The organism is Streptomyces sp. NPDC048419 (genome assembly GCF_043200415.1).
Classification (GTDB): domain Bacteria; phylum Actinomycetota; class Actinomycetes; order Streptomycetales; family Streptomycetaceae; genus Streptomyces.
Genome location: NZ_JBICXT010000012.1, coordinates 95,595 through 120,828, shown reverse-complemented (window position 1 = coordinate 120,828; position 25,234 = coordinate 95,595). Strand labels below are relative to the sequence as shown.

Annotated in this window: 23 protein-coding genes; 15 read left to right on the top strand and 8 right to left on the bottom strand. The window is 71.2% G+C overall.

Annotated features, from left to right (window positions below; all coding sequences use genetic code 11):
• Positions 1–94 precede the first annotated feature (94 nt).
• The 12 genes from ACGFYN_RS24865 to ACGFYN_RS24810 all read left to right on the top strand — a co-directional run bounded on the left by ACGFYN_RS24865 (position 95) and on the right by ACGFYN_RS24810 (position 13,446).
• Positions 95–1,027: a carbohydrate ABC transporter permease gene (locus ACGFYN_RS24865; RefSeq protein WP_393868045.1), complete on the top strand. Its 933-nt coding sequence runs from the start codon at positions 95–97 to the stop codon at positions 1,025–1,027.
• A complete protein-coding gene (locus tag ACGFYN_RS24860; protein WP_393868044.1) occupies positions 1,024–1,908 on the top strand; it encodes a carbohydrate ABC transporter permease in 885 nt (294 codons plus the stop codon). The genes ACGFYN_RS24865 and ACGFYN_RS24860 overlap by 4 nt, the downstream gene beginning before the upstream one ends.
• Positions 1,905–3,050, top strand: a complete 1,146-nt coding sequence (locus ACGFYN_RS24855; RefSeq protein WP_393868043.1) for a Gfo/Idh/MocA family protein — start codon at positions 1,905–1,907, stop codon at positions 3,048–3,050. The genes ACGFYN_RS24860 and ACGFYN_RS24855 overlap by 4 nt, the downstream gene beginning before the upstream one ends.
• The gene (locus ACGFYN_RS24850; protein WP_393868042.1) at positions 3,050–3,895 is read left to right on the top strand and encodes a PmoA family protein; all 846 of its coding nucleotides are present in this window, start codon (positions 3,050–3,052) and stop codon (positions 3,893–3,895) included. The genes ACGFYN_RS24855 and ACGFYN_RS24850 overlap by 1 nt, the downstream gene beginning before the upstream one ends.
• The gene (locus ACGFYN_RS24845) at positions 3,892–5,397 is read left to right on the top strand and encodes a family 43 glycosylhydrolase (protein ID WP_393868041.1); all 1,506 of its coding nucleotides are present in this window, start codon (positions 3,892–3,894) and stop codon (positions 5,395–5,397) included. Before ACGFYN_RS24850 ends, ACGFYN_RS24845 begins: the two co-directional genes overlap by 4 nt.
• Before the next feature lie 56 nt (positions 5,398–5,453).
• Positions 5,454–6,791, top strand: coding sequence for an ABC transporter substrate-binding protein (locus tag ACGFYN_RS24840; RefSeq protein WP_393868040.1), 1,338 nt, complete (start codon positions 5,454–5,456; stop codon positions 6,789–6,791).
• A 112-nt stretch (positions 6,792–6,903) separates the two neighbouring features.
• Positions 6,904–7,710 (top strand): rhamnogalacturonan acetylesterase, encoded by an 807-nt coding sequence (locus tag ACGFYN_RS24835; RefSeq protein ID WP_393868039.1) that lies wholly within the window; start codon positions 6,904–6,906, stop codon positions 7,708–7,710.
• Between the two features lie 17 nt (positions 7,711–7,727).
• Complete coding sequence (locus ACGFYN_RS24830; RefSeq protein ID WP_393868038.1) at positions 7,728–9,041, top strand: polysaccharide lyase family 1 protein; 1,314 nt, start codon at positions 7,728–7,730, stop codon at positions 9,039–9,041.
• A 68-nt stretch (positions 9,042–9,109) separates the two neighbouring features.
• A complete protein-coding gene (locus ACGFYN_RS24825) occupies positions 9,110–10,240 on the top strand; it encodes a pectinesterase family protein (protein ID WP_393868037.1) in 1,131 nt (376 codons plus the stop codon).
• Between the two features lies 1 nt (position 10,241).
• A complete protein-coding gene (locus tag ACGFYN_RS24820) occupies positions 10,242–11,270 on the top strand; it encodes a pectinesterase family protein (RefSeq protein WP_393868036.1) in 1,029 nt (342 codons plus the stop codon).
• A 154-nt stretch (positions 11,271–11,424) separates the two neighbouring features.
• On the top strand, positions 11,425–12,540 hold the full coding sequence (locus ACGFYN_RS24815) for a chondroitinase-B domain-containing protein (protein ID WP_393868035.1): 1,116 nt from the start codon (positions 11,425–11,427) through the stop codon (positions 12,538–12,540).
• A gap of 108 nt (positions 12,541–12,648) precedes the next feature.
• Positions 12,649–13,446, top strand: a complete 798-nt coding sequence (locus ACGFYN_RS24810) for an HAD family acid phosphatase (RefSeq protein ID WP_393868034.1) — start codon at positions 12,649–12,651, stop codon at positions 13,444–13,446.
• 264 nt (positions 13,447–13,710) lie between these two features.
• Here the strand turns inward: ACGFYN_RS24810 and ACGFYN_RS24805 are convergent, their stop codons facing one another.
• Both ACGFYN_RS24805 and ACGFYN_RS24800 read right to left on the bottom strand, forming a co-directional pair.
• Positions 13,711–14,553, bottom strand: a complete 843-nt coding sequence (locus tag ACGFYN_RS24805) for a hypothetical protein (RefSeq protein WP_393868033.1) — start codon at positions 14,551–14,553, stop codon at positions 13,711–13,713.
• A complete protein-coding gene (locus tag ACGFYN_RS24800; protein ID WP_393868032.1) occupies positions 14,550–15,116 on the bottom strand; it encodes a SigE family RNA polymerase sigma factor in 567 nt (188 codons plus the stop codon). The genes ACGFYN_RS24805 and ACGFYN_RS24800 overlap by 4 nt, the downstream gene beginning before the upstream one ends.
• 132 nt (positions 15,117–15,248) lie before the next feature.
• Here ACGFYN_RS24800 and ACGFYN_RS24795 point away from each other — a divergent pair, with 132 nt between their 5' ends.
• Positions 15,249–16,700 (top strand): NCS2 family permease, encoded by a 1,452-nt coding sequence (locus ACGFYN_RS24795; RefSeq protein WP_393868031.1) that lies wholly within the window; start codon positions 15,249–15,251, stop codon positions 16,698–16,700.
• 13 nt (positions 16,701–16,713) lie between these two features.
• On the opposite strand, the gene ACGFYN_RS24790 is transcribed toward ACGFYN_RS24795, so the two are convergent.
• The 5 genes from ACGFYN_RS24790 to ACGFYN_RS24770 all read right to left on the bottom strand — a co-directional run bounded on the left by ACGFYN_RS24790 (position 16,714) and on the right by ACGFYN_RS24770 (position 21,510).
• Positions 16,714–18,165, bottom strand: a complete 1,452-nt coding sequence (locus ACGFYN_RS24790) for a peptidoglycan D,D-transpeptidase FtsI family protein (RefSeq protein ID WP_393868030.1) — start codon at positions 18,163–18,165, stop codon at positions 16,714–16,716.
• A gap of 55 nt (positions 18,166–18,220) precedes the next feature.
• Positions 18,221–18,880, bottom strand: a complete 660-nt coding sequence (locus ACGFYN_RS24785) for a response regulator (RefSeq protein ID WP_393868029.1) — start codon at positions 18,878–18,880, stop codon at positions 18,221–18,223.
• Complete coding sequence (locus ACGFYN_RS24780) at positions 18,877–20,148, bottom strand: sensor histidine kinase (RefSeq protein WP_393868028.1); 1,272 nt, start codon at positions 20,146–20,148, stop codon at positions 18,877–18,879. The genes ACGFYN_RS24785 and ACGFYN_RS24780 overlap by 4 nt, the downstream gene beginning before the upstream one ends.
• Before the next feature lie 113 nt (positions 20,149–20,261).
• Entirely contained in the window at positions 20,262–20,732 is a 471-nt protein-coding gene (locus tag ACGFYN_RS24775; RefSeq protein WP_393868027.1) for a GNAT family N-acetyltransferase, read from the bottom strand.
• A 4-nt stretch (positions 20,733–20,736) separates the two neighbouring features.
• Positions 20,737–21,510: an IclR family transcriptional regulator gene (locus ACGFYN_RS24770; RefSeq protein ID WP_384257674.1), complete on the bottom strand. Its 774-nt coding sequence runs from the start codon at positions 21,508–21,510 to the stop codon at positions 20,737–20,739.
• Between the two features lie 120 nt (positions 21,511–21,630).
• Between ACGFYN_RS24770 and ACGFYN_RS24765 the strand changes: the two genes are divergently transcribed.
• A complete protein-coding gene (locus ACGFYN_RS24765) occupies positions 21,631–23,160 on the top strand; it encodes an aldehyde dehydrogenase (NADP(+)) (RefSeq protein ID WP_393868026.1) in 1,530 nt (509 codons plus the stop codon).
• Positions 23,161–23,213: 53 nt separating this feature from the next.
• Positions 23,214–23,822, top strand: a complete 609-nt coding sequence (locus ACGFYN_RS24760; RefSeq protein ID WP_393868025.1) for a DUF1349 domain-containing protein — start codon at positions 23,214–23,216, stop codon at positions 23,820–23,822.
• On the opposite strand, the gene ACGFYN_RS24755 is transcribed toward ACGFYN_RS24760, so the two are convergent.
• Positions 23,761–25,170 carry an MFS transporter gene (locus ACGFYN_RS24755; protein ID WP_393868024.1) on the bottom strand — a complete coding sequence of 470 codons (1,410 nt, stop codon included), beginning with the start codon at positions 25,168–25,170 and terminating at the stop codon, positions 23,761–23,763. The genes ACGFYN_RS24760 and ACGFYN_RS24755 overlap by 62 nt on opposite strands.
• Between the last annotated feature and the right edge of the window lie 64 nt (positions 25,171–25,234).

Sequence of the window (25,234 nt, the reverse complement as noted above, 5' to 3'; positions counted from 1 at the left end):
CCCGAAGACAGCGGAACCGCGCATCACCACGTACCCGAAGAAAGCGCTTCACCCCAGACCGCACACGACCCACCGCAAGCGAACGGAGAATGTCATGGCCCAAGCCGCAGCCGTGGCGAAACCGCCCGCGCCGGCCCGGCGGCGCCGTGCCTCCGCCACGCCACGCAGGCTCCCGTACCTGCTGATCACACCGGCCGCCCTGCTGATGCTGGGCTTCATCGCCTATCCGGTGCTCAGCGTCTTCTACTACAGCCTGCAGAACTACAACCCCACCAAGCCGTGGCGCAACGGCTTCGCGGGCCTCGGCAACTTCACCGAGATCTTCACCAGGGACCCGCAGTTCTGGGACACGCTGACCTTCAGCGCCAAGTGGGTCGTCGTCGAGGTCGGCCTGCAACTGCTCTTCGGGCTCGCACTCGCGCTGATCGTCAACCAGACGTTCGCCGGACGGGCCCTGGGCCGCGCGCTGGTCTTCTCCCCGTGGGCCGTCTCCGGCGTGCTGACCTCCGCGATCTGGGTGCTGCTCTACAACTCCCAGACGGGCATCACCCGTTACCTCGCCGACGCGGGGATCGGCTCGTACGGCACCAGCTGGCTCTCGGACACCTCGACCGTCTTCCCCGCGGCGATCGTCGCCGACCTGTGGCGCGGCGTCCCCTTCTTCGCGATCCTCATCCTCGCCGACCTCCAGTCCGTCTCGAAGGACCTGTACGAGGCCGCCGAGGTCGACGGGGCGAGCCGCCTCAAGCAGTTCTGGCACATCACGCTGCCGCATCTGAAGGACGCGATCGTGCTGTCGACACTGCTGCGCGCGGTGTGGGAGTTCAACAACGTCGACCTGCTCTACACGCTCACCGGCGGCGGACCCGCGGGAGAGACGACGACCCTCCCGCTCTACATCGCCAACACCAGCGTCGACGCCCACAACTTCGGCTACGCGTCCGCCCTGACCACGGTGGCGTTCGTGATCCTGCTCTTCTGCTCGATCGTCTATCTGCGGCTGAGCAAGTTCGGAGGCGAGAAGTGATCACCGAGATCGCACCCGCGCCGGAGCGCGTGACCTCCCCGCCCACCCGGGCGAGGAAGAAGCGCCGCGCCTGGGACGAGGTCCCGCGACGGCACATCTACGTCCCGCTCGCCGTGTACCTGCTCTTCACGCTCGTCCCCTTCTACTGGATCCTGCTCTTCGCGCTGCGCCCGGCCGGCTCGACCTCGCTCGTGCCCTGGCCGATGACCTTCGACCACTTCGAGAAGGTCTGGAACGAGCGGGCCTTCGGCACCTACTTCCAGAACAGCGTGCTGGTCGGCCTCGCCACCCTGGTGATGACGACGCTGGTCGCGCTGGCCGGCGGCTACGCCCTCGCCCGGTTCGACTTCCGGATCAAGAAGGGCTTCATGCTCGCCCTGCTCTGCACGCAGTTCGTGCCGGGCGCGCTGCTCCTGGTGCCGCTGTTCGAGATCTTCGCCAACCTGCGGATGATCAACTCGCTCGGCAGCGTCATCCTCGCCGAGACCGTCTTCCAGCTGCCGCTGTCGATGATCCTGATCAGCGGGTTCATCCGGAACGTGCCGTACTCCCTGGAGGAGGCCGCCTGGGTCGACGGCTGCAACCGGTTCACCGCCTTCCGCATCGTCGTACTCCCGCTGCTGCGGCCCGGGTTGATCGCCGTCGGCTCCTTCGCCTTCGTGCACGCCTGGAACCACTTCCTCTTCGCCCTGATGTTCCTCAGCGACCAGGGCAAGCAGACCATCCCCGTCGGCCTCAACACCCTGATGAGCGCGGACAGCGTCGACCTCGGCGCGCTCGCCGCGGGCGGCATCATCGCGGCCGTACCCGTCGTGATCGTGTTCGCCTTCATCCAGAAGTGGCTGATCACCGGCTTCAGCGCGGGGGCGGTGAAGGGATGAGGGCCGTACCCGTCGTGCTGGCGGGCGCGCGCGGCCACGGGCGCCGGCACCTTGACAACATCCGCCGGCTCCAGGACGAGGGCGTCGTACGCCTCGCCGGGATCTGCGAACTGACCCCGCTGACCGCCGACGAGATCCCCGAAGGACTCGGCACGCCCGAGCAGTCCGCCGACCTCGGTGCGCTCCTCGACTCCACCGGCGCCCGGATCGCGGTGATCTGCACACCGATCCCGACCCACGCCGACCTGGCGCTCACCGCCGCCCGCCGGGGTGTGCACCTCCTGCTGGAGAAGCCGCCCGCGCCCTCGTACGCCGAGTTCCGCCGGATGGCCGACGGGGTCGCCGCGGCGGGCGTGGCCTGCCAGATCGGCTTCCAGTCGCTGGGATCGCGGGCCGTCCCCGCCATCCGCGAAATGGTCGCCGAGGGGGCGATCGGCGGGGTCGTCGGCGTCGGCGGGGCGGGCGCCTGGGCGCGGCCAGAGTCCTACTACCGGCGCGCTCCCTGGGCGGGCAGACGGCACCTGAACGGCGTCGACGTCATCGACGGCGTGCTCACCAACCCCCTCGCGCACGCCGTCGCCACGGCGCTCGCCCTGAACGGCACCACCCGCGCGGAGGACGTCACCGGCATCGAGCTGGAGCTGCTGCGCGCCAACGACATCGAGTCGGACGACACCTCCTGCGTACGGGTCAGCACCACCCGGGGCGTCCAGGTCACCGTCGCCGCGACCCTGTGCGCCGAGGACCCCGACGAGCCGTACGTCGTGGTGCACGGCACCAGCGGCCGGATCACCTTCTGGTACAAGCAGGACCGCGTCCTGCTCCAGCGCGCCGGCCGCGGCCCCGAGGAGTACGAGTACACCCGCACCGACCTGCTGGAGAACCTGGCAGGCCATCTCGCCGACGGCACCCGGCTGCTCGTGCCGCCTGCCTCGACGGGCGCCTTCATGAGGGTCGTCGAAGCCATTCGGCGGGCGCCCGACCCGGCCCCGCTGCCGGACGGCGCCTGGCAGCTGATCCCCGGTGAGGGCCGCCGGACCGTGCCCGGCATCGACGGCCTCGTCGCCGCCTCGGCGGACACCCTCGCCCTCTACTCCGAACTCGGCGCCACCTGGGCCCTACCGAAAGAGGTGAGCACCTGATGACGACCAACGACTCGCCCGTCCTGCGCGTCGCGGGCCGCCCGGTCGGCCGCTACGTCACCCGGCCCGAGCTGCCGGCCCGGCTCGCCCCGCGCCCGTATCTGCACCCCGTCACCACCCTGGCGGGCACGGCGGTCACCGAGCTGAGTCCCGCCGACCACACCCACCACCTCGGCGTCGGTGTCGCCGTTCCCGACGTCGAGGGGCACAACTTCTGGGGCGGACGCACCTTCGTCCGCGACCAGGGCCCGACCGAGCTGGACAACCACGGCGCCCAGCGCCACAGCTCCTTCCAGCTGCGCGACCCCGACGGCTTCGTGGAGGAGCTGCGCTGGGTGGCCTCGGGCGCGGAGCTGCTGCGCGAGCGCCGTACGGTGGCGGCCGGCGAACTCACCGACGCCGCCTGGGCGCTGGACTTCACCTTCTCCCTGACGAACGTGACCTCCGGACTGCTCTCCATCGGCAGCCCGGCCACCAACGGGCGCCCCGGCGCGGCCTACGGCGGCTTCTTCTGGCGGGCCCGCAAGGAGCGCGAGGCGCCGCACGTCTTCACCGCGGACCACGAGGGCCAGGAGCGGGTGCACGGTGCCCGGGCCGACTGGCTCGCCCTCGCCGGCGCCACCTGGACCCTGGTCTTCGCCGGCGCCACGGACGCCACCCGCCACGACCCGTGGTTCGTGCGCACCGCCGAATACCCGGGCGTGGGCTCGTCGTTGGCTTGCGCCGAACGGCTGCCGATCGAGCCGGGCGACACCGTCGTACGGCGCGTGGTGACCGTCGTGGCCGACGGCCCGCTGAGCCGCGACGAGGCGGCCGCGCTGGTCCGCAAGGCGGTGAGCCGGTGACGAGCTACACCAATCCGGTCCTGAACGCCGACTGGTCCGACCCGGACGTGGTCCGCGTGGGCGACGACTTCTACCTCACCGCCTCCAGCTTCGGCCGCGCCCCCGGACTGCCGCTGCTGCACTCCCGCGACCTGGTCAACTGGACCCTGGTCGGCCATGCGCTGCACCACCTGGAGCCCGCGGGCGAGTTCGGCACCCCGCGCCACGACTGCGGGGTCTGGGCCCCCTCGATCCGGCACCACGACGACCGGTTCTGGATCTTCTGGGGCGACCCCGACCAGGGCCTCTTCCAGGTCAACGCCCCCGAGATACGGGGCCCTTGGACCCGCCCGCACCTGGTGAAGGCCGGCAAGGGGCTCATCGACCCCTGCCCCCTGTGGGACGAGGAGAGCGGCGAGGCCTATCTCGTGCACGCCTGGGCCAAGTCCCGCTCCGGCGTGAAGAACCGCCTCACCGGCCACCGGATGCACCCCGAGGGCACCGGACTCCTCGACGAGGGCAAGGTGATCGTGGACGGGGACCGCATCCCCGGCTGGTTCACCCTCGAAGGCCCCAAGCTCTACCGGCACGACGGCTGGTTCTGGATCCTCGCCCCCGCCGGGGGAGTGGAGACGGGCTGGCAGGGCGCCTTCCGCTCGCGCGGCTTCTTCGGGCCGTACGAGGAGCGGACCGTACTGGAGCAGAAGGACACCGACGTCAACGGCCCGCACCAGGGCGGCTGGGTGCGCACCCCGTCCGGCGAGGACTGGTTCCTGCACTTCCAGCAGCGGGGCGCGTACGGCCGGGTCGTGCACCTCCAGCCGATGCGCTGGGACACCGGGGGAGGCTGGCCGGTGCTCGGGGACGACGGCGCCCCCGTCGCCGTACACGAGAGGCCGGACCTGCCGCCGCAGCCTGCCGCCGCGCCCGCCACCGACGACGACTTTCCCGGCGGACGCTTCGGCCGCCAGTGGTCGTGGACCGCCAACCCCCAGCCCGGCTGGGCCACTCAGCACTCCGGCGACGGCCTGCGCCTGGCCTGCGTCCGCTCGCCGGACGCACACGACCTGCGCCGGCTCCCGAACGTCCTCACCCAGCGGCTGCCCGGCAGGCCGTCCGCGGTCGAGGTGGAGCTCAGGCTGCACGGCGAGGAGCCGGGGACGCGGGCCGGTCTTGCGGTGCTGGGCGACGCGTTCGGCTGGATCGGGTTGCAGCGGGGGACCGACGGGACGGTCCATCTCGTGCACCGGTTCGCCGAGGCGGCCGCCGAGAAGGAACGGGACGCCGCCCCCGCACGGCTCGCCCCTCAGGGACGTGTACGGCTGCGGATCGAGATCGGATCCGGCGCCCGCTGCCGATTCTCCTACGACGTCGGGGACGGCCCGCGCGCCTCCGGCCCGGTCTTCGCCGCCACCCCCTGGCGCTGGGTCGGCGCCCTGCTCGGCCTGTTCGCGCTCGCGCCCGTCGGGACCGGTCACGCGGGCGCGGCAACCTTCACGCACTTCAGGATCAACTCCCTGTAACGGCGCACCCCCCACGACTTCGCATGTCCGTCCGTCCATAAGAAGAGAGCCGACCAATGAAGAGCAGCATCCGCAGAAGCAGGCGCGCGGCCGTCGCCGTCGCCCTGGGCTCCGTGCTCGCGCTGACCGCCACCGCCTGCGGCGACGACGGCAGCGGAAGCGCGGGCGACAAGGGCAACGAGGGCTCCGGCAAGGGCCAGATCACCTTCTGGGACAACAACGGCGGTGTCCGCACCGACATCTGGAAGGAGATCATCGCCGACTTCGAGAAGAAGAACCCGGACATCAAGGTCAACTACGTCGGCATTCCCGCCGCGAGCGCCCAGTCCAAGTACGACACCGCCATCCAGGGCGGCGGACTGCCGGACGTCGGCGGCGTGGGCACCGCGATGCTCGCCGAGGTCGGGGTACAGGGCGCGCTGGAGCCGCTGGACAGCCGGCTGGCCAAGAGCCCGCTGAAGAACAAGCTCAACCAGAACCTGGTGGACAGCAGCAAGGCCGCGGGCGGCGGCGACCAGCTCTACCAGATCCCGACGTCGTCCAACAACGGCACCCTGTGGTACCGCACCGACCTGTTCAAGAAGGCCGGCCTGGACGCGCCGACGACGTGGGCCAAGTTCTACACGGCCGCCGACAAGCTCACGAACGAGGGCAAGAACGAGTTCGGGTTCACCATTCGCGGCGGTGAGGGCTCGATCGCCCCGGCGCTGGACGCGGCGTACAGCCAGAGCGGGATCGCGTCGTTCTGGAACGGCGACAGGACGACGGTCAACGACCCCAAGAACGTGGCCGCGTTGCAGAAGTACGTCGCGCTCTACAAGAAGGACACCCCGTCCGCCGACGTCAACAACGACTTCACCAAGATGGTCGCCCAGTGGGACAGCGGCACCATCGGAATGCTGAGCCACAACCTCGGTTCGTACCAGGACCATCTCAAGGCGCTGGGCGCGGAGAAGTTCCGGGGTCTGCCGAACCCGACGCAGGCCGACGGCACGCGCGTGCAGATCTCCAACCCGGTCGACGGGCTGAGCCTGTTCAAGTCCAGCAAGAACAAGGCGGCGGCCTGGAAGTTCATCGAGTTCGCCCTCTCGCGCGAGGAGAACTCCAAATTCAACGAGTCCGCCGGGCAGATCCCCGCGAACACGGACGCCGCGGGCGACGAGTGGATCCAGAAGGCGGAGCCCACGAAGCTGGCCGCCGCCGCGCTGAACGGGGGCGACACCAAGATCGTGCAGTTGCCCTACTACCTGCCGGACTGGAACACCATTTCCAAGGCCGACAACGAGCCGAACTTCCAGAAGGTGCTGCTCGGGAAGATGAGCGCGAAGGACTTTCTGAATCTGCTGGCCGATCAGCTGAACAAGGCGCAGGCCGATTGGAAGCAGAACCACTGATCTCGGGTGGTTGCGTTGTGGGGGACTGCCGGCCGGTTGTGGCCGGTCGCGCAGTTCCCCGCGCCCCTGAAAAACAAAAGACACAAGACAAAAGCCTGAAAGGTGCAGGGTGTTGTCCCTTTCCCGAAGACAGGTCACCGCGGCCGTCGCCGCAGCCGTTCCTCTCGCCCTCGCGAGTGCCGGTACCGCACGAGCAGCGCAGCGCCACCGCACGCTCCACATCGCCGGCGACTCCACCGCCGCCCAGAAATACGCCGACGCCGCTCCCGAGACCGGATGGGGCATGGCGCTCCCGTTCTTTCTCCGCAAGGGCCTCGTCGTCGCCAACCACGCGGTGAACGGGCGGAGTTCGAAGAGCTTCGTCGACGAGGGCCGGCTGGACGCGATCCTCGAACTGATCCGGCCGGGAGACCTCCTCCTCGTCCAGTTCGCGCACAACGACGAGAAGAGCGAGGACCCTGCCCGCTACACCGAGCCGTGGACGACGTACCAGGACTACCTGCGGCAGTACCTCGACGGCGCGCGGGCGCACGGCGCCCGGCCCGTGCTCTCCACGCCCGTCGAGCGCCGCAGGTTCGACGCGGACGGCAACGCCGTGCCGACCCACGGCGAGTATCCGGCGGCGATGCGTGCGCTCGCGGCGCGGGAGCGGGTGACGCTGCTCGACATCGAGGCCCTGTCGCTGGCGCTCTGGCAGGAACTCGGCGTCGAGGAGACGAAGGTCTACTTCAACTGGACCGCCACCGAGCAGGACAACACGCACTTCAATCCGCCGGGCGCGATCGCCGTGGCGCGGCTCGTGGCGCGGGAGTTGCTGCGCACCCGGGTGCTCGCGCCGCGGGACGTCGTCCGGCTGCACGACGACATTCCGACGTCCTGGATCACCTGGCCCGAGGCGACCGGCGCCCCGGTCGCGTAACCAAGGAGAGCCGCACAGTGCGTACACAGATATGTCATGGACGCGTCATAGCGTCGATCGTGGGCTGCACCGCCCTCGTGCTCGGCGTCACGGGGACGGCCGCCGCGCACCCCCGGCCCCGCGACGCCGCCCGGCAGGTGCTGGGCGCGAACGACGGCTGGGGCTCCCACGGCACCGGCACCACCGGCGGCGCTGCCGCCCACGCCGCGCACGTCTACACCGTCACCGACTGGGACGGCTTCAAGGCCGCCCTCGCCGACGGCGGCAGCGCACCGAAGATCATCAAGGTGAAGGGGACCATCGACGCCGACGGGCCGAGCTGCGCCTCGTTCCAGGTACCGGGCTACGACTTCGACGCCTATCTCGCGAAGTACGACCCCGCCGTGTGGGGCCACGACAAGAACCTGGACGCCGAGCCCGACGACAGCCCCGAGGGCCTGCGCCGTGCCTCCGCCGTCAACCAGGACGCCTACATCAAGGCGTCCGTCCCCGCCAACACCACCATCGTCGGCGTCGGCAGGAACGCCGGCTTCAACGGGGCGAGCCTGCAGATCAAGGACGTCGACAACGTCATCGTCCGCAACCTGACCTTCGAGAGCCCCCTCGACTGCTTCCCGCAGTGGGACCCCACCGACACCGCAGACGGCAACTGGAACTCCGAGTACGACAGCGCGGTCGTCTACGGCTCCACACACGTGTGGATGGACCACGACACGTTCACCGACGGCGACCACCCCGACAGCACGCTGCCGTCCTACTACGGGCGCATCTACGAGCAGCACGACGGCGAACTCGACATCGTCAAGGGCGCCGACTACGTCACGGCCTCCTGGAACGTCTTCGCGGACCACGACAAGACGATCCTGATCGGCAACAGCGACAGCGCCTCCACGGCCGCTGTCGACCGCGGCCACCTCAAGGTCACCTTCCACCACAACCTGTTCTCGAACCTGGTGGAGCGGGCGCCGCGCGTGCGCTTCGGGCAGGTCGACTCCTACAACAACCACTTCGTGGCGAAGGACGGCTACGGCTACAGCTACGGCGTCGGCATGGAGTCCCAACTCGTCGCGCAGCACAACGCGTTCACGCTGCCGGCCGGGATCGGCGCCGGGACGGTCCTCAAGCGGTGGAACGACTCGCCGCTGACCGCCGACGACAACTACGTCAACGGCGTGCCGACCGATCTGATCGCCGTCCACAACGCCGAAGTGCCCACGGAGGTCCTGCGCTCGGGCGCGGGCTGGACGCCCACGCTGCGCACCGAGATCGACCCGGTGAAGGCCGTCCCCGGGATCGTCGACCACCGCGCGGGCGCGGGCAAGCTGCGCTGACACACCGGCCGGGGTGCTCCGTCGCCCCGGCCGCCCTGACCCCAGTCACCTCGCGAAGGAGCACCCGCATGCCCTCGCCCCACCCCCGACCACCGCTGTCCAGACGGGGTTTCCTGCTGGCGAGTGCCGGGGCGGCCGCCGCGCTCGGCCTCGCGTCCGTCCCCGCGCACGCCGCCGGCGAACCCCGCCCCTTCGGCCGCTTCGGCACCCCGGAGCGCCGCCTCACCCCCACGACGCTCTACGTCGACCCGCACGCGCGCGGCGACTTCACCACCGTGCAGGCCGCCGTCACCGCGGCGGCCGGCAGCGGCTGGACCCTGGTCCTCGCGCCCGGCATCTACCGGGAGACGGTCGTGCTCGACGCCAGCCGTACCGAGGCGACCTGGATCGGCGCCTCGGAGGACCCCCGCGACGTCGTGATCGTGTTCGACCGCGCGGCGGGCACCGCCAAGCCCGGCGGCGGCACCTACGGCACCACCGGATCCGCCACCACCACCGTGCAGGCGGACGGCTTCACGGCCCGCTGGATCACCTTCGCCAACGACTGGCTGCGCGCCGACCACCCCGACATCGGCGGGACGCAGGCGGTGGCGGTCAAGGTGCAGGGCGACCGCAGCGCCTTCACCCACTGCCGCTTCCTCGGCCATCAGGACACCCTGTACGCCGACTCCATGGCGCTCGGCACCTTCGCCCGCCAGTACTACGCCCACTGCTACGCCGAGGGCGACGTCGACTTCGTCTTCGGGCGCGCGACCGCGGTCTACGAGCAGTGCCACTTCCGCACCCTGAACCGCACCGACCTGGCCGCCGCCCCGTACGGCTTCGTCTTCGCGCCCTCCACGGCGGGCGCCAACCCGCGTGGCTACCTGGTGACGCGGAGCGGCGTGAGCAGCGAGGCCCCGGACGCGGCCTACAAGCTGGCCCGCCCCTGGGTGCCCAGCTCCGACACCACGGCCCGCCCGGGCCTCGTCGTCCGCGACACCCGCCTGAGCGCCGGCATCGACGCGACCGCTCCGTACACCAACATGTCGGACGCCTATCCGTGGCAGGACCAGCGCTTCGCGGAGTACCGCAACACCGGACCCGGCGCCGTGATCTCCGTCCCCGGGAACAGGCCCCAACTCACCGCCGAACAGGCCGAGTCGGCGACCCGCACCTCCTACCTCGGCGACTGGACACCGTGGAAGGAGACTTGCTGACATGCGCCGCCGCACCGTCCTGGCGGGACTCACGGCAGGGCTGACCGCGCTCGGCGCCGGGTCCGCGTCCGCCGGCGCCCGCCAGGTCCTGCACGTCCGCCCCGGCGACTCCGTACAGGCGGCCGTGGACGCGGCCGACGGACCCGGCACGACGATCGTCGTGCACCCGGGGACGTACCGCGAGGTGGTCGACGTGCCCGCGGACAAAGCCGAGTTGACGATCCGAGGCGCCGGTCGCGACCCGCGCGCCACCGTCATCGTCTTCGCCCGCGCCAACGGCACGGTCAAGCCCGACGGAACCACCTACGGCACCGCGGGCTCCGCCACCTTCACCTCCGCGGCGCCCGGGCTGACCGTCCGCGACCTGACCCTGGCCAACGACTGGCTGCGGGCCGACCATCCGGACATCACCGGCACCCAGGCCGTGGCCGCCTACGTCCGCGGCGACCGCACCCGCTTCGAGAACGTCCGGCTGCCGGCCCACCAGGACACCCTCTTCGCCGACACGACCGCGCTCGACACCTTCGACCGCCAGTACTTCCGCCACTGCCACATCGAGGGCGACGTCGACTTCGTCTTCGGGCGGGCGACCGCGGTGTTCGAGCAGTGCCGCTTCCACACCCTCCAGCGGGACGTGGACTTCACCCCCAAGGGCATGGTCTTCGCCCCCTCCACCGCCCGCGCCAACCCGCACGGCATCCTCGCCGTACGCTCCCGCGTCACCTCCGGCGCCGAGGACGGGGCGTACGAACTGGCCCGCCCCTGGGTGCCCTCGTACGAGACGCCGGACTGGCCTTCCCTGGTCGTCCGCGACACCTGGATCGGGCCCGGCATCGACGCGGCCGCGCTGTACACCAATATGCGCGACGCCTATCCCTGGCAGTCCATGCGCTTTCGCGAGTACCGCAACTCGGGCCCGGGCGCGGTGATCTCCGTGCCGGAGAACCGGCCGCAGCTGAGCGCCCAGGAGGCGACGGCGCACACCCCGCGCGCGTACCTCCGGGACTGGAGGCCGTATGAACTCCCGTGAACCGGTGGGCGCGGCGGTCGTGGACGGACCGCTGCCCGAGCAGGACTTCCTCCGGAATCGGCCATGTCTTCACCCGGCCCAGGCAGGACGAGGTCTTCGCCCGGCTCGACGCCGTCCTGTGAACTCCCCTACGAAGAAAGGGACTTGTGCCCCCATGCGACGCATCAGGACCGCCCTCACCGCCCTCGCCGTTCTCACCGCGGGCGCCGGCCTGGCCGCATTACCCACCTCGGCCCAGGCCGCCACCGTGGTCGTCAGCAACGCGACCGACCTGACCAACGCCGTCAAGAACGCCACGGCAGGCACCGTCATCCAGGTCCGCGGCGGCACCTACTACCCGACGGCCACGCTGCAGTCCACGGCCAACGGCACCTCGTCGTCGCCGATCACGCTCACCGTGTACGGCTCCGAGACGGTGAAGATCGACGGCTCGAACCTCCCCGCCGGCGACTGGATCTTCAAGCTGACCGCCGACTACTGGAACGTCTCCGACATGACCTTCCAGAACTCCCCGGACAGCGCGGTCGTCTGCCAGTCCTGCACCGGCACCAACTGGAACAACATCAAGACCGTCGACGGCGGCGACTCCGGCTTCACGCTCACCGGGGACGGCACCGTGAACAACACGGTCAAGAACATCGACTCCTACGGCAACTACGACGCCGCCGAGCACGGCGAGAACGCCGACGGGATCGCCGTCAAGTTCGGTTCGGGCAGCGGCAACCTGGTCACCGGCGCCCGGCTCTACAACAACTCCGACGACGGCATCGACTTCTGGTCCTTCTCCTCGCCGGTCACCGTCGAGCACACCTGGTCCTTCGGAAACGGCGTCAACCGCTGGTCCGACCCGGCCTTCGCGGGCGACGGCAACGGCTACAAACTCGGCGGGGACGGCGAGGTGGTGGCGCACGTCGTCAACAACTCGGCGGCCTGGGGCAACGCGGGCAACGGCTTCACCGAGAACTCCAACACCGGCGCGATCGCCATCAACCGCACCACGGCCTACGCCAATGGCAGCTGGGGCCACTACTTCGCCACCAGCTCCGCCAGGCTCGGCAAGAACCTCGCCGTCGGCAACGGCAGCGGCTCGGTCAGCAAGGGCTCCTCGGTCACCTCGGCCGGCAACAACTGGGACTCCGGGATCGCGACGCCGGCCTTCAAGTCGACGGACGCGAGCAGCACATACAACGCGCGCGGCTCGAGCGGCACGCTGCCCACGACCACGTTCCTGACGACGGGCAGCACCACCATCGGCGCGACGATGAACTGAACCGGAACTGTCCGCTCCGGGGCGCTTGACCCGTTTTTTACCCGACATGGAGATATCGATCGGGCAACGGTCTCGCGCCCAGCAGCATGACGCGCGTAGAAACCTGTCATGCATAAGCCACTGCGTATCGCGGCGATCGCCGCAGCGTGTGCCCTCGCCGGCGGCGCTCTCTACGGCGCCGGTGCGGCCACGGCCGGACAGTCCACGGCCAACTCCACCCACGAGCCCTACAACATCGGGCTCCTGGTGAAGGACATCGACACCTACTACGGCACGGCGGCGGACGCCGACGGCGTGTACCAGGCGTCGCCGACCAGTCCGTACGCCAAGGACCTGGCGCGTATCGACTCCGCCGCCAGGCAGTACATCGACAAGGCGGCGCGCAAGGCCCACCACCACGGCGAGAAGCCCGCGGTCGTATTCGACATCGACGACACGCTGCTGCTCAGCCTCGACTACGAGAAGCGGTACAACTACACGTACAACTCGGCCACTTGGGCCGCGTACGTGAACAAGGCCGACCGGCCGGAGGTCTTCGGCAGCCCCGAACTCGTGCAGTACGCCCAGAAGAAGGGGGTCGAGGTCTTCTACAACTCGGGCCTCAGCGAGGCGCAGCGCACGGCCGCCGTGCTGAACCTGAAGAAGATCGGCGCGGACGTCAACCTCGACGCCGGCCACATGTTCCTCAAGGACGCGGCCAACCCGCCGTCGTACCTGAGCGCGTGCGCCACCCCGGGCACCTGGACCTGCACGACCGTGCAGTACAAGTCCGGCACCCGCAAGCACATCGAGCAGGACCTCGGGTACGAGATCATCGCCAACTTCGGCGACCAGTACTCGGACCTCGACGGCGGCTACGCCGACCAGAAGTACAAGCTGCCGAACCCGACGTACTTCGTCGGCTGAGCCCGCGCGGGGGGCGGACCGGCTCGAGGGCCGGCCCGACGGGCTGAAGGGTACCCTCCGCGGCGAACCACAGCCGGTCGGCGAGCGTCCCGCGCCCCCAGGACCGCGAAGCGCCCCCGCCGGTCTCGACCGGCGGGGGCGCTCTGTCGCCGACGAGGGGGGCTCGATCGGCGGCTGCCGGCCGAGGGGGGCTCAGGCCGACAGGTCCATGTGCTTCTAAGTCGCCGCTGCCGGGGAAACGGTTGCCGGGCCCCGCAACATTTTTTACGAGCCGCCCGCGAAGCCGCCGCCCACCGTGCGCCGCGCGCCGTCCGCCGTGGCCGTGACGGTGTAGCCGTCGTCCCCGGCGTCCCGGCCGCCCCGCCGGTGGTCGTACTGCCCGGCGAACACCCACTCGCCCTGGGGAACCGTACGGCCCTTCCTGAGCACCCAGGTGTAGACGAGGAAGCCGTCGCGCTCGCCGATCGTGAGGTCGAAGTCCTGCTCGGGCAGGGAGCGCCAGGCGCCGGCCGAGCTGACACCGCCGGTCTGCGCGATCCTCAACCGTACGGTGAGCGCGGTGAGTTGCCCGCCGGTCCGCAGGGTGAGGTCGCTCTGCGCCCAGAAGTCGTTGCTGTGCGGGTCCACCGAGCCGTCCGACCACAGCGGGCCGTCCGTCGCCGCGTCGGCGGACGGCGGCGCGGAGGCGGGGGGCTTGGCCGAGGGGGTGCCGCTCGCGCCGTCGTGGGCCTTCGGCGACGTGCCCGCCGAGGACGTCGGCGTCGGCGCCGGGTCCACCGGCGGTGCGGGCGCGCGTCTCGTCGCCTGCGATGACGGCGTGGGCGTCGGGGAGACCGCGACCGTCTGCCGCTGCGGGGGAGTGTCGTCCTTCACCGCGGACGCCACCGCGTAGCCGCCGGCCGCGAGCATCCCCGCGACCGCGGCCGTGGCACCCGCCACCCGGGCCCAGCCCCACAGCGGCGCACGCGTCTCCCGCTGGCCGGCGCGGCCGTTCCCGCTCATGCCCCGCTCGATCCGGGCCAGCATCGCGTCCCGGTCCGGCTCGTGCGCCTCGCCCGCCTCGTGCAGCCGGGCGCGCAGTTCGGCGTGCACGTCCTGCCGCCTCATCGGTCCGCTCCATCGGTCCGCCCGCCGGGCGCCATCGCCGCGTGCACCTTCTGGGGCTCGCCCTGCGCGCCCAGCAGCCGCTGCAACTCGGCCATCCCCTTGGACGTCTGGGACTTCACCGTTCCGACGGAGACTCCCAGCGCGAGGGCGGTGTCCTTCTCCGAAAGGTCGAAGGCGTGCCGCAGCACCACGCACGCCCGCTTTCTGAACGGCAGCCTGCGCAGGGCCTCCTGCACGTCGACGACGCCCGCGATGTCGGGGTTCTCGGTCCTCTCCTCGCGCTGCGACCAGAACAGCGAGATCCGCCGGCGCTCGCGCACCGCGCTGCGGATGCGGGTGCGGGCCAGGTTGGCGACGACTCCGCGGGCGTAGGCGACGGGGTGGTCGGCCGTGCGCACCCGGTCCCAGCGGTGCCACAGTGCGAGCAGCGCGTCGGCCGCGAGATCGTCGGCGGCGTCCGCCTCGCCGGTCAGCAGATGAGCGATGCGGGACAGTTCGGCGTAGTGGCGCTCGAAGAAGGCGTGGAACTCCACGGAGGCCGCGTCGTCGACGACAGTGCCCACGGGACGGACCTCCCTGCGTATGTCATGGAGATGACATTCCGTAACACGGGGAAAACCTGAAACCTGTTCAAGGGGGGAACAATCCAGCCAGCATCCGCACACTGATCCGCCCGGCGACGAGGAGCATCCGCCATGACCGACACCGAGACGACGGCCGACCGGCCAAGTGCCTCACCACCAGCGGCGAACGGCGTCGACCGGTACTTCAGGATCTCCGAGCGGGGATCGTCCTTCGGCCGGGAGATACGCGGCGGCTTCGCCACGTTCTTCACGATGGCCTACATCCTTGTCCTGAATCCCATCATCCTGGGCAGCGCGAAGGACAAGTTCGGCCACACCCTCGACACCGGCCAACTCGTCACCACCACCGCCCTGGTGGCCTGCGTGATGACGGTGATCATGGGCGTCGGCGGCAATCTGCCGCTCGCCATCGCGGCGGGCCTCGGCCTCAACGCCGTCGTCGCCTTCCAGCTCGCCCCGATCATGAGCTGGTCCGACGCGATGGGCCTGGTCGTCATCGAGGGCATCGTGATCTGCGTCCTGGTGGTCACCGGGCTGCGTAAGGCGATCATGGACGCCATCCCGCAGCAGCTCAAGCAGGCCATCGGTGTCGGCATCGGCCTGTTCATCGCCTTCATCGGCTTCGTCGACGCCGGGTTCGTCAGCCGTATCCCGGACGCCGCCGACACCACCGTGCCGGTGCAGCTGGGCGCCGTCGGGCGGCTCACCGGCTGGCCCGTGCTGGTCTTCTGCGTCGGCGTGCTGCTCACCATCGCGCTGCTCGCACGCAAGGTGAAGGGCGCGATCCTGATCAGCATCGTGACGATGACGGTCGTCGCGATCGTCATCGACGCGATCGCGGACATCAAGAGCTGGGGCCTGACCACCCCGCACGTGCCCGACAAGATCGTCTCGACGCCCGACTTCGGGCTCATCGGTCACTTCAGCCTGTTCGGCGGCTTCGCGAAGGCCGGTGTCCTCACCGCGGTCCTGCTGGTGTTCACCCTGATCCTGTCGGACTTCTTCGATGCCATGGGCACCATCGTCGGCATCAGCGCCGAGGCCGGACTGCTCGACGACCAGGGGCAGGTGCCGGGCATCGGCCGCGTGCTGTTCATCGACGGCGCGGCGGCCGTGGCCGGCGGTCTGGGCTCGGCCTCCTCCAACACCGCCTACATCGAGTCCGCGGCCGGCGTCGGCGAGGGCGCCCGCACCGGGTTCGCCAACCTGATCACGGGCGGCCTCTTCGGGCTCGCGCTGTTCCTCACCCCGCTGCTGACGATCGTCCCGCTGCAGGCCGCCGCGCCCGCGCTGATCGCGGTCGGCTTCCTGATGATGACCCACGTCAAGCACATCGACTGGGACCGCTACGAGATCGCCATCCCGGCGTTCCTGACGATCGCCACGATGCCGTTCACCTACTCGATCACGGACGGCATCGGCGCCGGCTTCCTCGCCTACGTCGTCATCAAGTCGGTCCTCGGCAAGGCCAAGGAGGTGCACTGGCTGCTGTGGGGCGTGTCGGTGCTGTTCCTGGTGTACTTCGCGATCGATCCGGTGGAGCAGATCCTCGGCGTGAAGTAGGCGTCCGGGCCGCTCAGTTCTTCAGCGCCGCCTCCATCACGGCCTTGGCCACGGGGGCGGCCAGCCCGTTTCCGCTGACCTCCGAGCGTGCCGCGTCCGACTGCTCGACGACGACGGCCACCGCGACCTCCTTGCCGCCCGCCTTGCCGTAGGAGGTGAACCAGGCGTACGGCGTCTTGCTGTTCTTCTCGCCGTGCTGGGCCGTGCCGGTCTTGCCGCCCACGGTCACGCCCGAGATCTGCGCGTTGGTGCCCGTGCCGTCCTCCACGACCGTCTGCATCGCCGACCGGAGCTGCCCGGCGGTCGAGGAGCTGACGATCTGCTTCGTGCTCGTGCCGTCGTCGTAGTTCTTCAGGACGTCGCCGCCGCTGTCGGTGATCTGGGAGACCATGTGCGGCGAGAGCAGCTTGCCGCCGTTGGCGATGGCCGCGGACACCATGGCCATCTGGAGCGGGGTCGCCGTCACGTCGTACTGGCCGATGCCGGTCAGGGCGGTGGAGGAGCGGTCCATGTCCGAGGGGTAGACGCTGGTGTAGGCGCGCACCGGCACGTCCTGCTTCGTGTCGTTGAAGCCGAACTTCTCCGCCATCGCCCGCACCTTGTCCTGGCCGAGGTCGACGGCCATCTTCGCGAAGACGTTGTTGCAGGAGTACTGCAGCGCGGTGCGGATCGAGGCGTTCTCGCAGGGTGCGCTCGGGTTCTCGTTGGACAGGTCCTTGGTGGTGCCGGGCAGGGTGTACGGGTCCGGACTCTTGGTCTTCTGGTCGACCGTGGAGTACAGCCCGTCCTCCAGCGCGGCGGCCGCGACGACCAGTTTGAACGTCGAGCCTGGCGGGAGCGGCTGGCGCAGCGCGCGGTTGGTCAGCGGCTTGTCCTGGTCGGTGTTGAGCTTCTTCCAGGCGGTGCCCGCGGTGTTGGCGTCGGTCAGGGTCGAGGGGTCGTACGACGGAGTGGACACGACCGCGAGGATCTTTCCGGTCTTCGGGTCGATCGCGACGGCCGCGCCCTTCTTCTCGCCGAGCGCGTCGTAGGCCGCCTTCTGCACGTCCGGGTCGATCGTCGTGACCACGTCGCCCGGGTCGGCGCGCTTGCCGGTGATTGTGTCCATCAGCGTGCTCAGGCGGGTGTCCGTGCCGTCGAGCAGATCCTGGTAGATGCCCTCGAGCTGGGTCGGGGCGTAGGCCTGCGAGGCGTAGCCCGTCACCGCCGCGTACAGCTTTCCGTCCTTGTACGTGCGCTTGTACTTCAGGTCGCCGTTCTTCGTCGGCGCCGAACCGGTCACCGACCGGCCGCCCACGATGATGTTCCCGAGCGGCTCCGCGTACGTCTTGATCGCGTTGCGCCGGTTGTTCTTGTCGTCCGCGAGGGCCTTGGCGCCGTAGAACTGCACCCAGGTCGCCCTGGCCAGCAGGGCGATCACGAGCAGCAGTGTGAAGACGGAGGCCCGCCTGATCGTCTTGTTCATCCCGCTCTGGATGACGAGCGGAACCGAGCGGATCGTTCCCTTCCGACCCGATTTCTCATCGGCTGCTCATGAAGCCGGTCTCGTAGGCCGCGATCACCGCCTGGGTGCGGTCCCGGGTGCCGGTCTTCGCCAGCACCGCCGCGACGTGCGACTTCACGGTGGCGGGACCGACCCCCATGCGGCGCGCGATCTCCGCGTTGGTCAGCCCGTCCGCCATGTGCCGCAGCACCTCGCTCTCCCGGCCGGTGAGCTTCGCCGCCCAGGGCGGCGGCGCGGCGAACACACGCGCGTGCTCCTCGGCCAGCGCTCGCACCGCCGACGGGAACAGCAGGCTGTCGCTGCGGGCGACGAGCCGTACGGCCTGCACGAGCGCGTCGGCGTCGGCCCGCTTGAGCAGGAAGCCGGCGGCCCCCGCGCGCAGCGCGTCGTACACGTAGGAGTCGTTCTCGAACGTCGTCACGACGACGATCCGCGGCGGCCCGTCGAGGGTGCCGAGGATCCGCTCGGTGGCGCGGATCCCGTCGATCCCGGGCATCCGGACGTCCATCAGCACGACGTCGGGCCGCACCTCCCGCACGACCGCCACCGCCTCGGCCCCGGTCGCCGCCTCGCCGACCACCTCCAGATCCGGCTCGGCGGACAGGATGGCCCGCAGCGCGGTGCGCACCATGCGCTCGTCGTCGGCGAGGACGACACGGACGGGGGAGCTGGTCATACGGGTCCCTTCGGTCGTACGGGCCCCTTCAGGGGCAGACGTGCGCGCAGGCGCCAGGTGCCGCCCTGTGCCGGGCCGGCCTCTGCCGTGCCGGCCAGCAGCCGGGTCCGGTCCGCGATGCCGCGCAGCCCGTGGCCGCCGCCGGGGCGGCAGGGCGCGGGGGTGCCGAGCGGGTTGTCGACGGTGATGTCCAGGTGGCCGTCGGCCTCCGTGATCCGCAGTGCCACGCGCGCCTCGCCGCCGGTGTGCCTGAGGGCGTTGCTCAGGCCCTCCTGGACGATGCGGTAGGCCTCGCGGGACAGGACGGACGGCAGTGCCGCGCAGTCCGTGGTGACGGTGGCGGTCACCCGCAGTCCGCCGGCGCGGACGCGGCGCAGGAGGCCGTCCAGGTCCGCGGCGAGGGTGGGCGCCGGGCCCGTGCCGGGAAAGTCGCCGTCACGCAACACGCCCAGCACCGCGTCGAGTTCGCCGACCGTGCGGCGGGCGGTGTCCTCGATCGCGGTGAGCGCCTCGCGGACGAACTCCGGGTCGCTGCCGAGGACGCGCCGCGCCGCGCCCGCCTGGAGGGTGACGGCGCTGAGCGCGTGGCCGACGGAGTCGTGCAGCTCGCGCGCCAGCCGGTTGCGGACGGCGAGGTCGGCGGCCCGGGCCTCGGCGGCCGCGAGCCGGTCCTCCGGGCTCGGCCCGAGCAGGCGCGGCGCCCAATGTGCGAGGAGGGCGCCGGCGGCGGCCGCGCAGCCCGCGAGTGCGACCAGACAGGCGGCGCCCGCGACGGGCGAAAGGGCCAACGCCCAGGGGCGGCCGAGGAGTTCGGGCAGGCCGAGCGTGCCGTCGCCCAGCCACGCGAGAAGCGGCAGCGCGATGAGCACGGCCGCGAAGGGCGGCACGGCCAGCGACATCCCGGCGATCACCCCGCCGCACCCCAGGTGCAGCGTGAACCAGGCCGCCGTGCGCCCCTTGGCCGCTCGGCTGCGGGCGGGGCCGTAGAAGAGACGGTCCGCGTCCACCCCGCACAGCCACCGCACGGCGCTCGCCTCCAGCGGACGCGTCAGCGGGAACAGGGAGGTGACGGCGGCCAGGGGCAACCCCACGGCGAAGGACAGGAGTTGGAGGCGGAAGTCCGAGAAGACGTCCTGCGAGCCGGTGGCCGGGCCGACGGCGGTCGCGCCGAGCAGGACGTACGGCATGGCGAGCGCGCCGCCGAGGATCAGATGGACCCACCGCAGCCGCGCCCGCCGCCCGAACAGCACCCGGGCGAACCCCCTCACCCGGACCGCTTCCCCTGCACCATGGGGCCACGGTCGCGTACGGAGGCCGGGTCCGCGTCCTGCCCGGCGACGATCCGGCTCCGCCTGTGGGTGGAGAGCGGCGCGCCCGGAGCTCATCCGTCCAGGGTCAGCACCACTTCGTCGATCTCGCAGCCCCGCGCGTTCGCGAACCCCGACGCCTGCGCCGTGACCTTGAAGCCGCACTTCTCCAGCACCCGCCGCGACCCGGCGTTGTCCGCCGCCGCGCGCGCGTACAGCGGGCGATCGCGCACCTCGGCCAGCAGCTCCCGCAGCGCGGCCGTGGCGATTCCCCGCCCCCAGTACGCGCGGTCCACCCAGTAGGTGACCTCGCGCTCGCCCGGCTCCCCGTACACGCTCGCGCTGCCGACCACGTCACCGTCGGCCAGGACCGTCCGCGCGAGGGCGTCCGAGGAGCGGATCCCTTTCCACAGGGACTGGAAGGCGTCCCAGTCGGACGGATCCTCGGACGTGAACGCGGCCATGTGGGCCGCCTCGGGGTCGTTCATCTGCCGGAAGAAGACCGGCAGATCGCTGTCGTGCACTTCGCGCAGTACGACGTCCATGCGGTCAGAGCCTCCGGGTCGCCAGGGTCAGCCGGTCGCGGGCGTCGAACAGGGCGTCCTTCACCATCTGCTCGTGCGCCGGGGTCAGCCGGGCCACCGGCACCGAGCAGCTGATCGCGTCCCGCGCCGGGGTGCGGTACGGGATCGCCACGCCGAAGCAGCGCAGCCCCAGCGTGTTCTCCTCGCGGTCCACCGCGAAGCCCTGCTCACGGACCTGGTGCAGCTCCTCGATGAGCTTCTCCCGGTCGGTGATGGTGTTCTCGGTGAGGGCCGGCAGCGTCTCCGGGAGCAGCTTGCGCACCTGCTCGTCGGTGTACGTGCTCAGCAGCGCCTTGCCCAGCGAGGTGGAGTGCGCGGGCAGCCGGCGCCCGACCCGGGTGAACGGGCGCAGATAGTGCTGCGACTGGCGGGTGGCCAGGTACACGACGTTCGTGCCGTCCAGGCGCGCCAGGTGGATCGTCTCGGTGGTGTCGTCCGAGAGCCGGTCCAGCGTCGGCCGCGCCGCCGCGACCACCTCGTCGCCGTCGATGTACGACGTGCCGACCAGCAGCGCCCGCACCCCGATGCCGTACCGCGTGCCCGTCGCGTCGGTCTCCACCCAGCCGAGCTCCACCAGCGTGCGCAACAGCATGTACAGGCTGGACTTGGGGTACCCGACGGCCTCCTGGACCGAGGCGAGCGAGTGCATGCCGGGGCGACCGGCGAAGTACTCCAGCAATTCAACGGTCCGCACCGCGGACTTGACCTGCGCCCCGCCGCCTGTCTCGACTGCCGACATCGCCCTTGACCCCTTCGTTGGACGGGAAATAGTCTCCAACAGCATATTCATCATCAGAGACAGCGTTCAGCATATCGAACGACCCTGGTGAATGACCCAGCAATACGTGGAGGGACCGCGGTGGCAGCAGCACCAGTCTGGAGTGTCGACCCCCGAACCGGGAAGCAGCGTGAACAGGTTGCGGTGGAGGCCACAGCCCAGGAGGTGGACGCCGCCGTCCGTGCCGCCCACGCGAGCCGGAACTCCCTCGCCGACCGCGCGGTCCGCTCGGCCTTCCTGCGCACCGCCGCCGAGCAGCTCGAGGCCGCCAAGGACTGGCTCGTGGAGACCGCCGACGCCGAGACCGCGCTCGGCCCGGTCCGGCTCACCGGCGAACTCGCCCGCACCTGCTACCAGCTGAGGGCGTTCGCGGACATCGTCGAGGAGGGCGCCTTCCTCGACGTGATCATCAACCACCCGGACGACACCGCGACCCCGCCGATCCCGGACCTGCGCCGCTACAAGGTGCCGCTGGGCGTCGTCGCCGTCTACTCCGCCTCCAACTTCCCCTTCGCCTTCTCCGTCGCCGGCGGCGACACCGCGAGCGCGCTGGGCGCCGGGTGCCCGGTCGTGGTCAAGGCCCACCCCGACCACCCGGCCCTGTCCGAGCTGGTCGCCAAGGTGCTGCGCCGGGCCGCCGCCGCGCACGGCATCCCCGAGGGTGTCGTCGGCCTGGTGCACGGCTTCGAGGCGGGCGTCGAGCTGGTCCGGCACCCGCTGGTCGCCGCCGCCGGCTTCACCGGTTCCGTCAAGGGCGGCCGGGCGCTGTTCGACGCCGCCGCCGCGCGCCCGAACCCGATCCCCTTCCACGGCGAGCTGGGCTCGCTGAACCCCGTCGTGGTCACCGAGGCCGCGGCGGCCGAGCGCGCGGAGGCCATCGGCACCGGGCTCGCCGGGTCGATGACGCTGGGCGTCGGGCAGTTCTGCGTGAAGCCCGGCCTGGTGCTCGCACCGTCCGGCGCGTCGGGCGACCGCCTGCTGAAGTCCCTGACGGACGCGGTCAGCGACACCGACCCGGGGGTCCTGCTGGACCACCGTATGCGCGACAACTTCGTCGCCGGGGTGGCCGAGCGCGCCCAACTCCCCGACGTGGACTCGCCGGTGACCCCGGGCGCGGGCGGCGACCACACGGTGAGCGCGGGCTTCCTGACGGTGGCGGCGGACAAGCTGGCCGCCGAGGGGGCGTACGACCTGCTGCTGGAGGAGTGCTTCGGGCCGGTCACGGTCGTGGCCCGCTACGAGGACGAGGCCGAGGTGCAGTCGGTGCTGTCCCGGCTGCCCGGCAACCTGACGGCGACGGTCCACCTCTCGGCCGAGGAGGCGGCGGGCGAGGGCCGGGGCGCGGAGCTCCTGGCCGAGCTGACCCCGCTCGCGGGCCGGGTCCTCGTCAACGGCTGGCCGACCGGTGTCGCGGTCGCCCCCGCCCAGCACCACGGCGGCCCGTACCCGGCGACCACGTCGACGTCGACCTCCGTGGGCGGCACGGCGATCGAGCGCTGGATGCGGCCGGTGGCGTACCAGGGCGCGCCCGAGGCGATCCTTCCGCCGGAGCTGCGCGACGACAACCCGCTCGGCCTGCCGCGCCGCTACGACGGCCGCCTCGAGCGCTAGGGGCTCGACACCCCAGGCCCGCATCGCCCGCACAGAGGTGCCACACTCACGGGATGGACGTGGAACTCCCCGAACTGCCCTTCGCACTGCGCACATACGGCCCCGAAGGCAACTGGTCCTACGAGGACGGGATCCTCACCGGTTGGGCCGGTCCCCGGCAGGACCGCTTCGTACCACCCACCGGTGAGGCCCTGGAGCCCGCCTCGGACGCGCCCCGGCTGCTCGGGGCGCCCGAGGGCGACTTCCAGCTGATCGCGCGGGTCACGGTGGGCTTCGCCGGGGCGTTCGACGCGGGTGTGCTCTACGTCCATGTCGGCGAGCGGGCCTGGGCCAAGCTCTGCCTGGAGTACTCCCCGGACGTGCCCACCGTGTGCACGGTGGTCACCCGGGGCCACTCCGACGACGCCAACTCCTTCACCGTGGAAGGCAGTTCGGTCTGGTTCCGGGTGAGCCGCACCGGCCGGGCCTTCGCCTTCCACGCCTCCCGGGACGGCCGGCGCTGGACCTTCGTCCGCCTCTTCACCCTCGGCACCGAGAAGGAGACCGGTGACGCCCTGATCGGCTTCATGACCCAGTCCCCGATGGGCGAGGGCTGCGTGGTCACCTACGACCACGTCGAGTACCGCCCCAGCTGGCCGGAGGACCTGCGAGACGGGAGCTGAGGGCTGCCGTCGCCGCCAGCAGGGCAGCCCCGACCAGCAGGCTCAGCCGCATCCCGGACTCGAAGTCGTCCGCGACCAGCCCCCCGAACACCGCGATCCCGAGGCCGCCCGAGACCTGGCGGGCCGCGTTGAGCAGGCCCGCGGCCACGCCTGCCCGTTCGGCGGGTACGGCGTCCATCATCGCGGCGGTCAGCGGCGGCACCGTCAGGGCGCAGCCCAGGGCGAGCGGGATCAGGAGCACGGCCACCAGGGCCGGGGGCGTGCCGGCGTCGACGTAGAGCAGGACGAGCAGGGCGACGGCGGCCAGTGCCTGCCCCACCGTCATCGGCAGCCGGGCGCCGTAGCGTCCCGCGAGCTTGCCCGCCACCACGTTCGTCACCGCGATCAGGCCCGTCATCGGCAGGAAGAGCAGGCCCGCGAAGAGCGGTGAACGCCCCTGCACCTGCTGGAAGAAGAGCGAGAACACGAACACCATGCTGTAGAAGGCGACGCTGACCGCCGCTCCCGCGGCGACCGTCACCGCCACCGTGCGGTCGCGGAACAGGGTGAGGGGGACCACCGGGTGCGCCCCGCGGGACTCGATGCGCAGGAAGGCGGCCGCCGCGGCGACGGCCACCACCAGTGCCGCCCAGCCGGCCGGCCCGCGCTCGATCACCGCGAAGGTCAGCGCGGTCAGGCTCACCACCGCGGTCGCCTGCCCTGCGAGGTCCAGCGGCGCCGGACGGCGCTCGGAGCGCGGAGCGCGCGCCGCCAGCAGCAGGATCGCCGCTCCCACGGGCACGTTCACGAAGAAGATCGCCCGCCAGTCCCAGGCCGTGGTCAGCAGACCGCCCGCCACCGGCCCGAGCGCCACCGCCACCGAACCGCCCGCCGCCCAGACCGCCACCGCACGGGCCCGCCGCCCCGGATCGGCGTACGCCTGCCGCACCAGCGCCAGCGACGCCGGCAGCACGACCGCCGCCGCGACCCCCTGCACCACCCGCGCACCGATCAGCGCCGGCAGCCCGGGCGCCAGCCCGCAGGCGACGGAGGCGAGCGTGAACACGGCCGTGCCGAGCGCGTACGCACGGCTCGCCCCCGCCCGGTCCGAGAACGCGCCGGTGGACAGCATCAGCGCCGCGAACGGCAGCGTGTAGGCGTCCACCACCCACTGCAGCCCGGACATCCCGCCGTCGAGCGAGGCACCGATCGAGGGCAGCGCCACGTTCACCACGGAGGCGTCCAGGCAGATCAGCGCGAACCCGAGCAGCGCGGCGGTGAGGGTGACTGCGGGAGCGGGCCTCTTGGGCGGCAACTCACGCTCGATGACAGGGAGTTGAACGCCCCCGAGGGTCTGTTCGGTCGACATGCCTCCATGCTGCGGATTTCCGGCGCCGTACAGTAGTGGCCTGAATGCCATACACCCGGAGGTT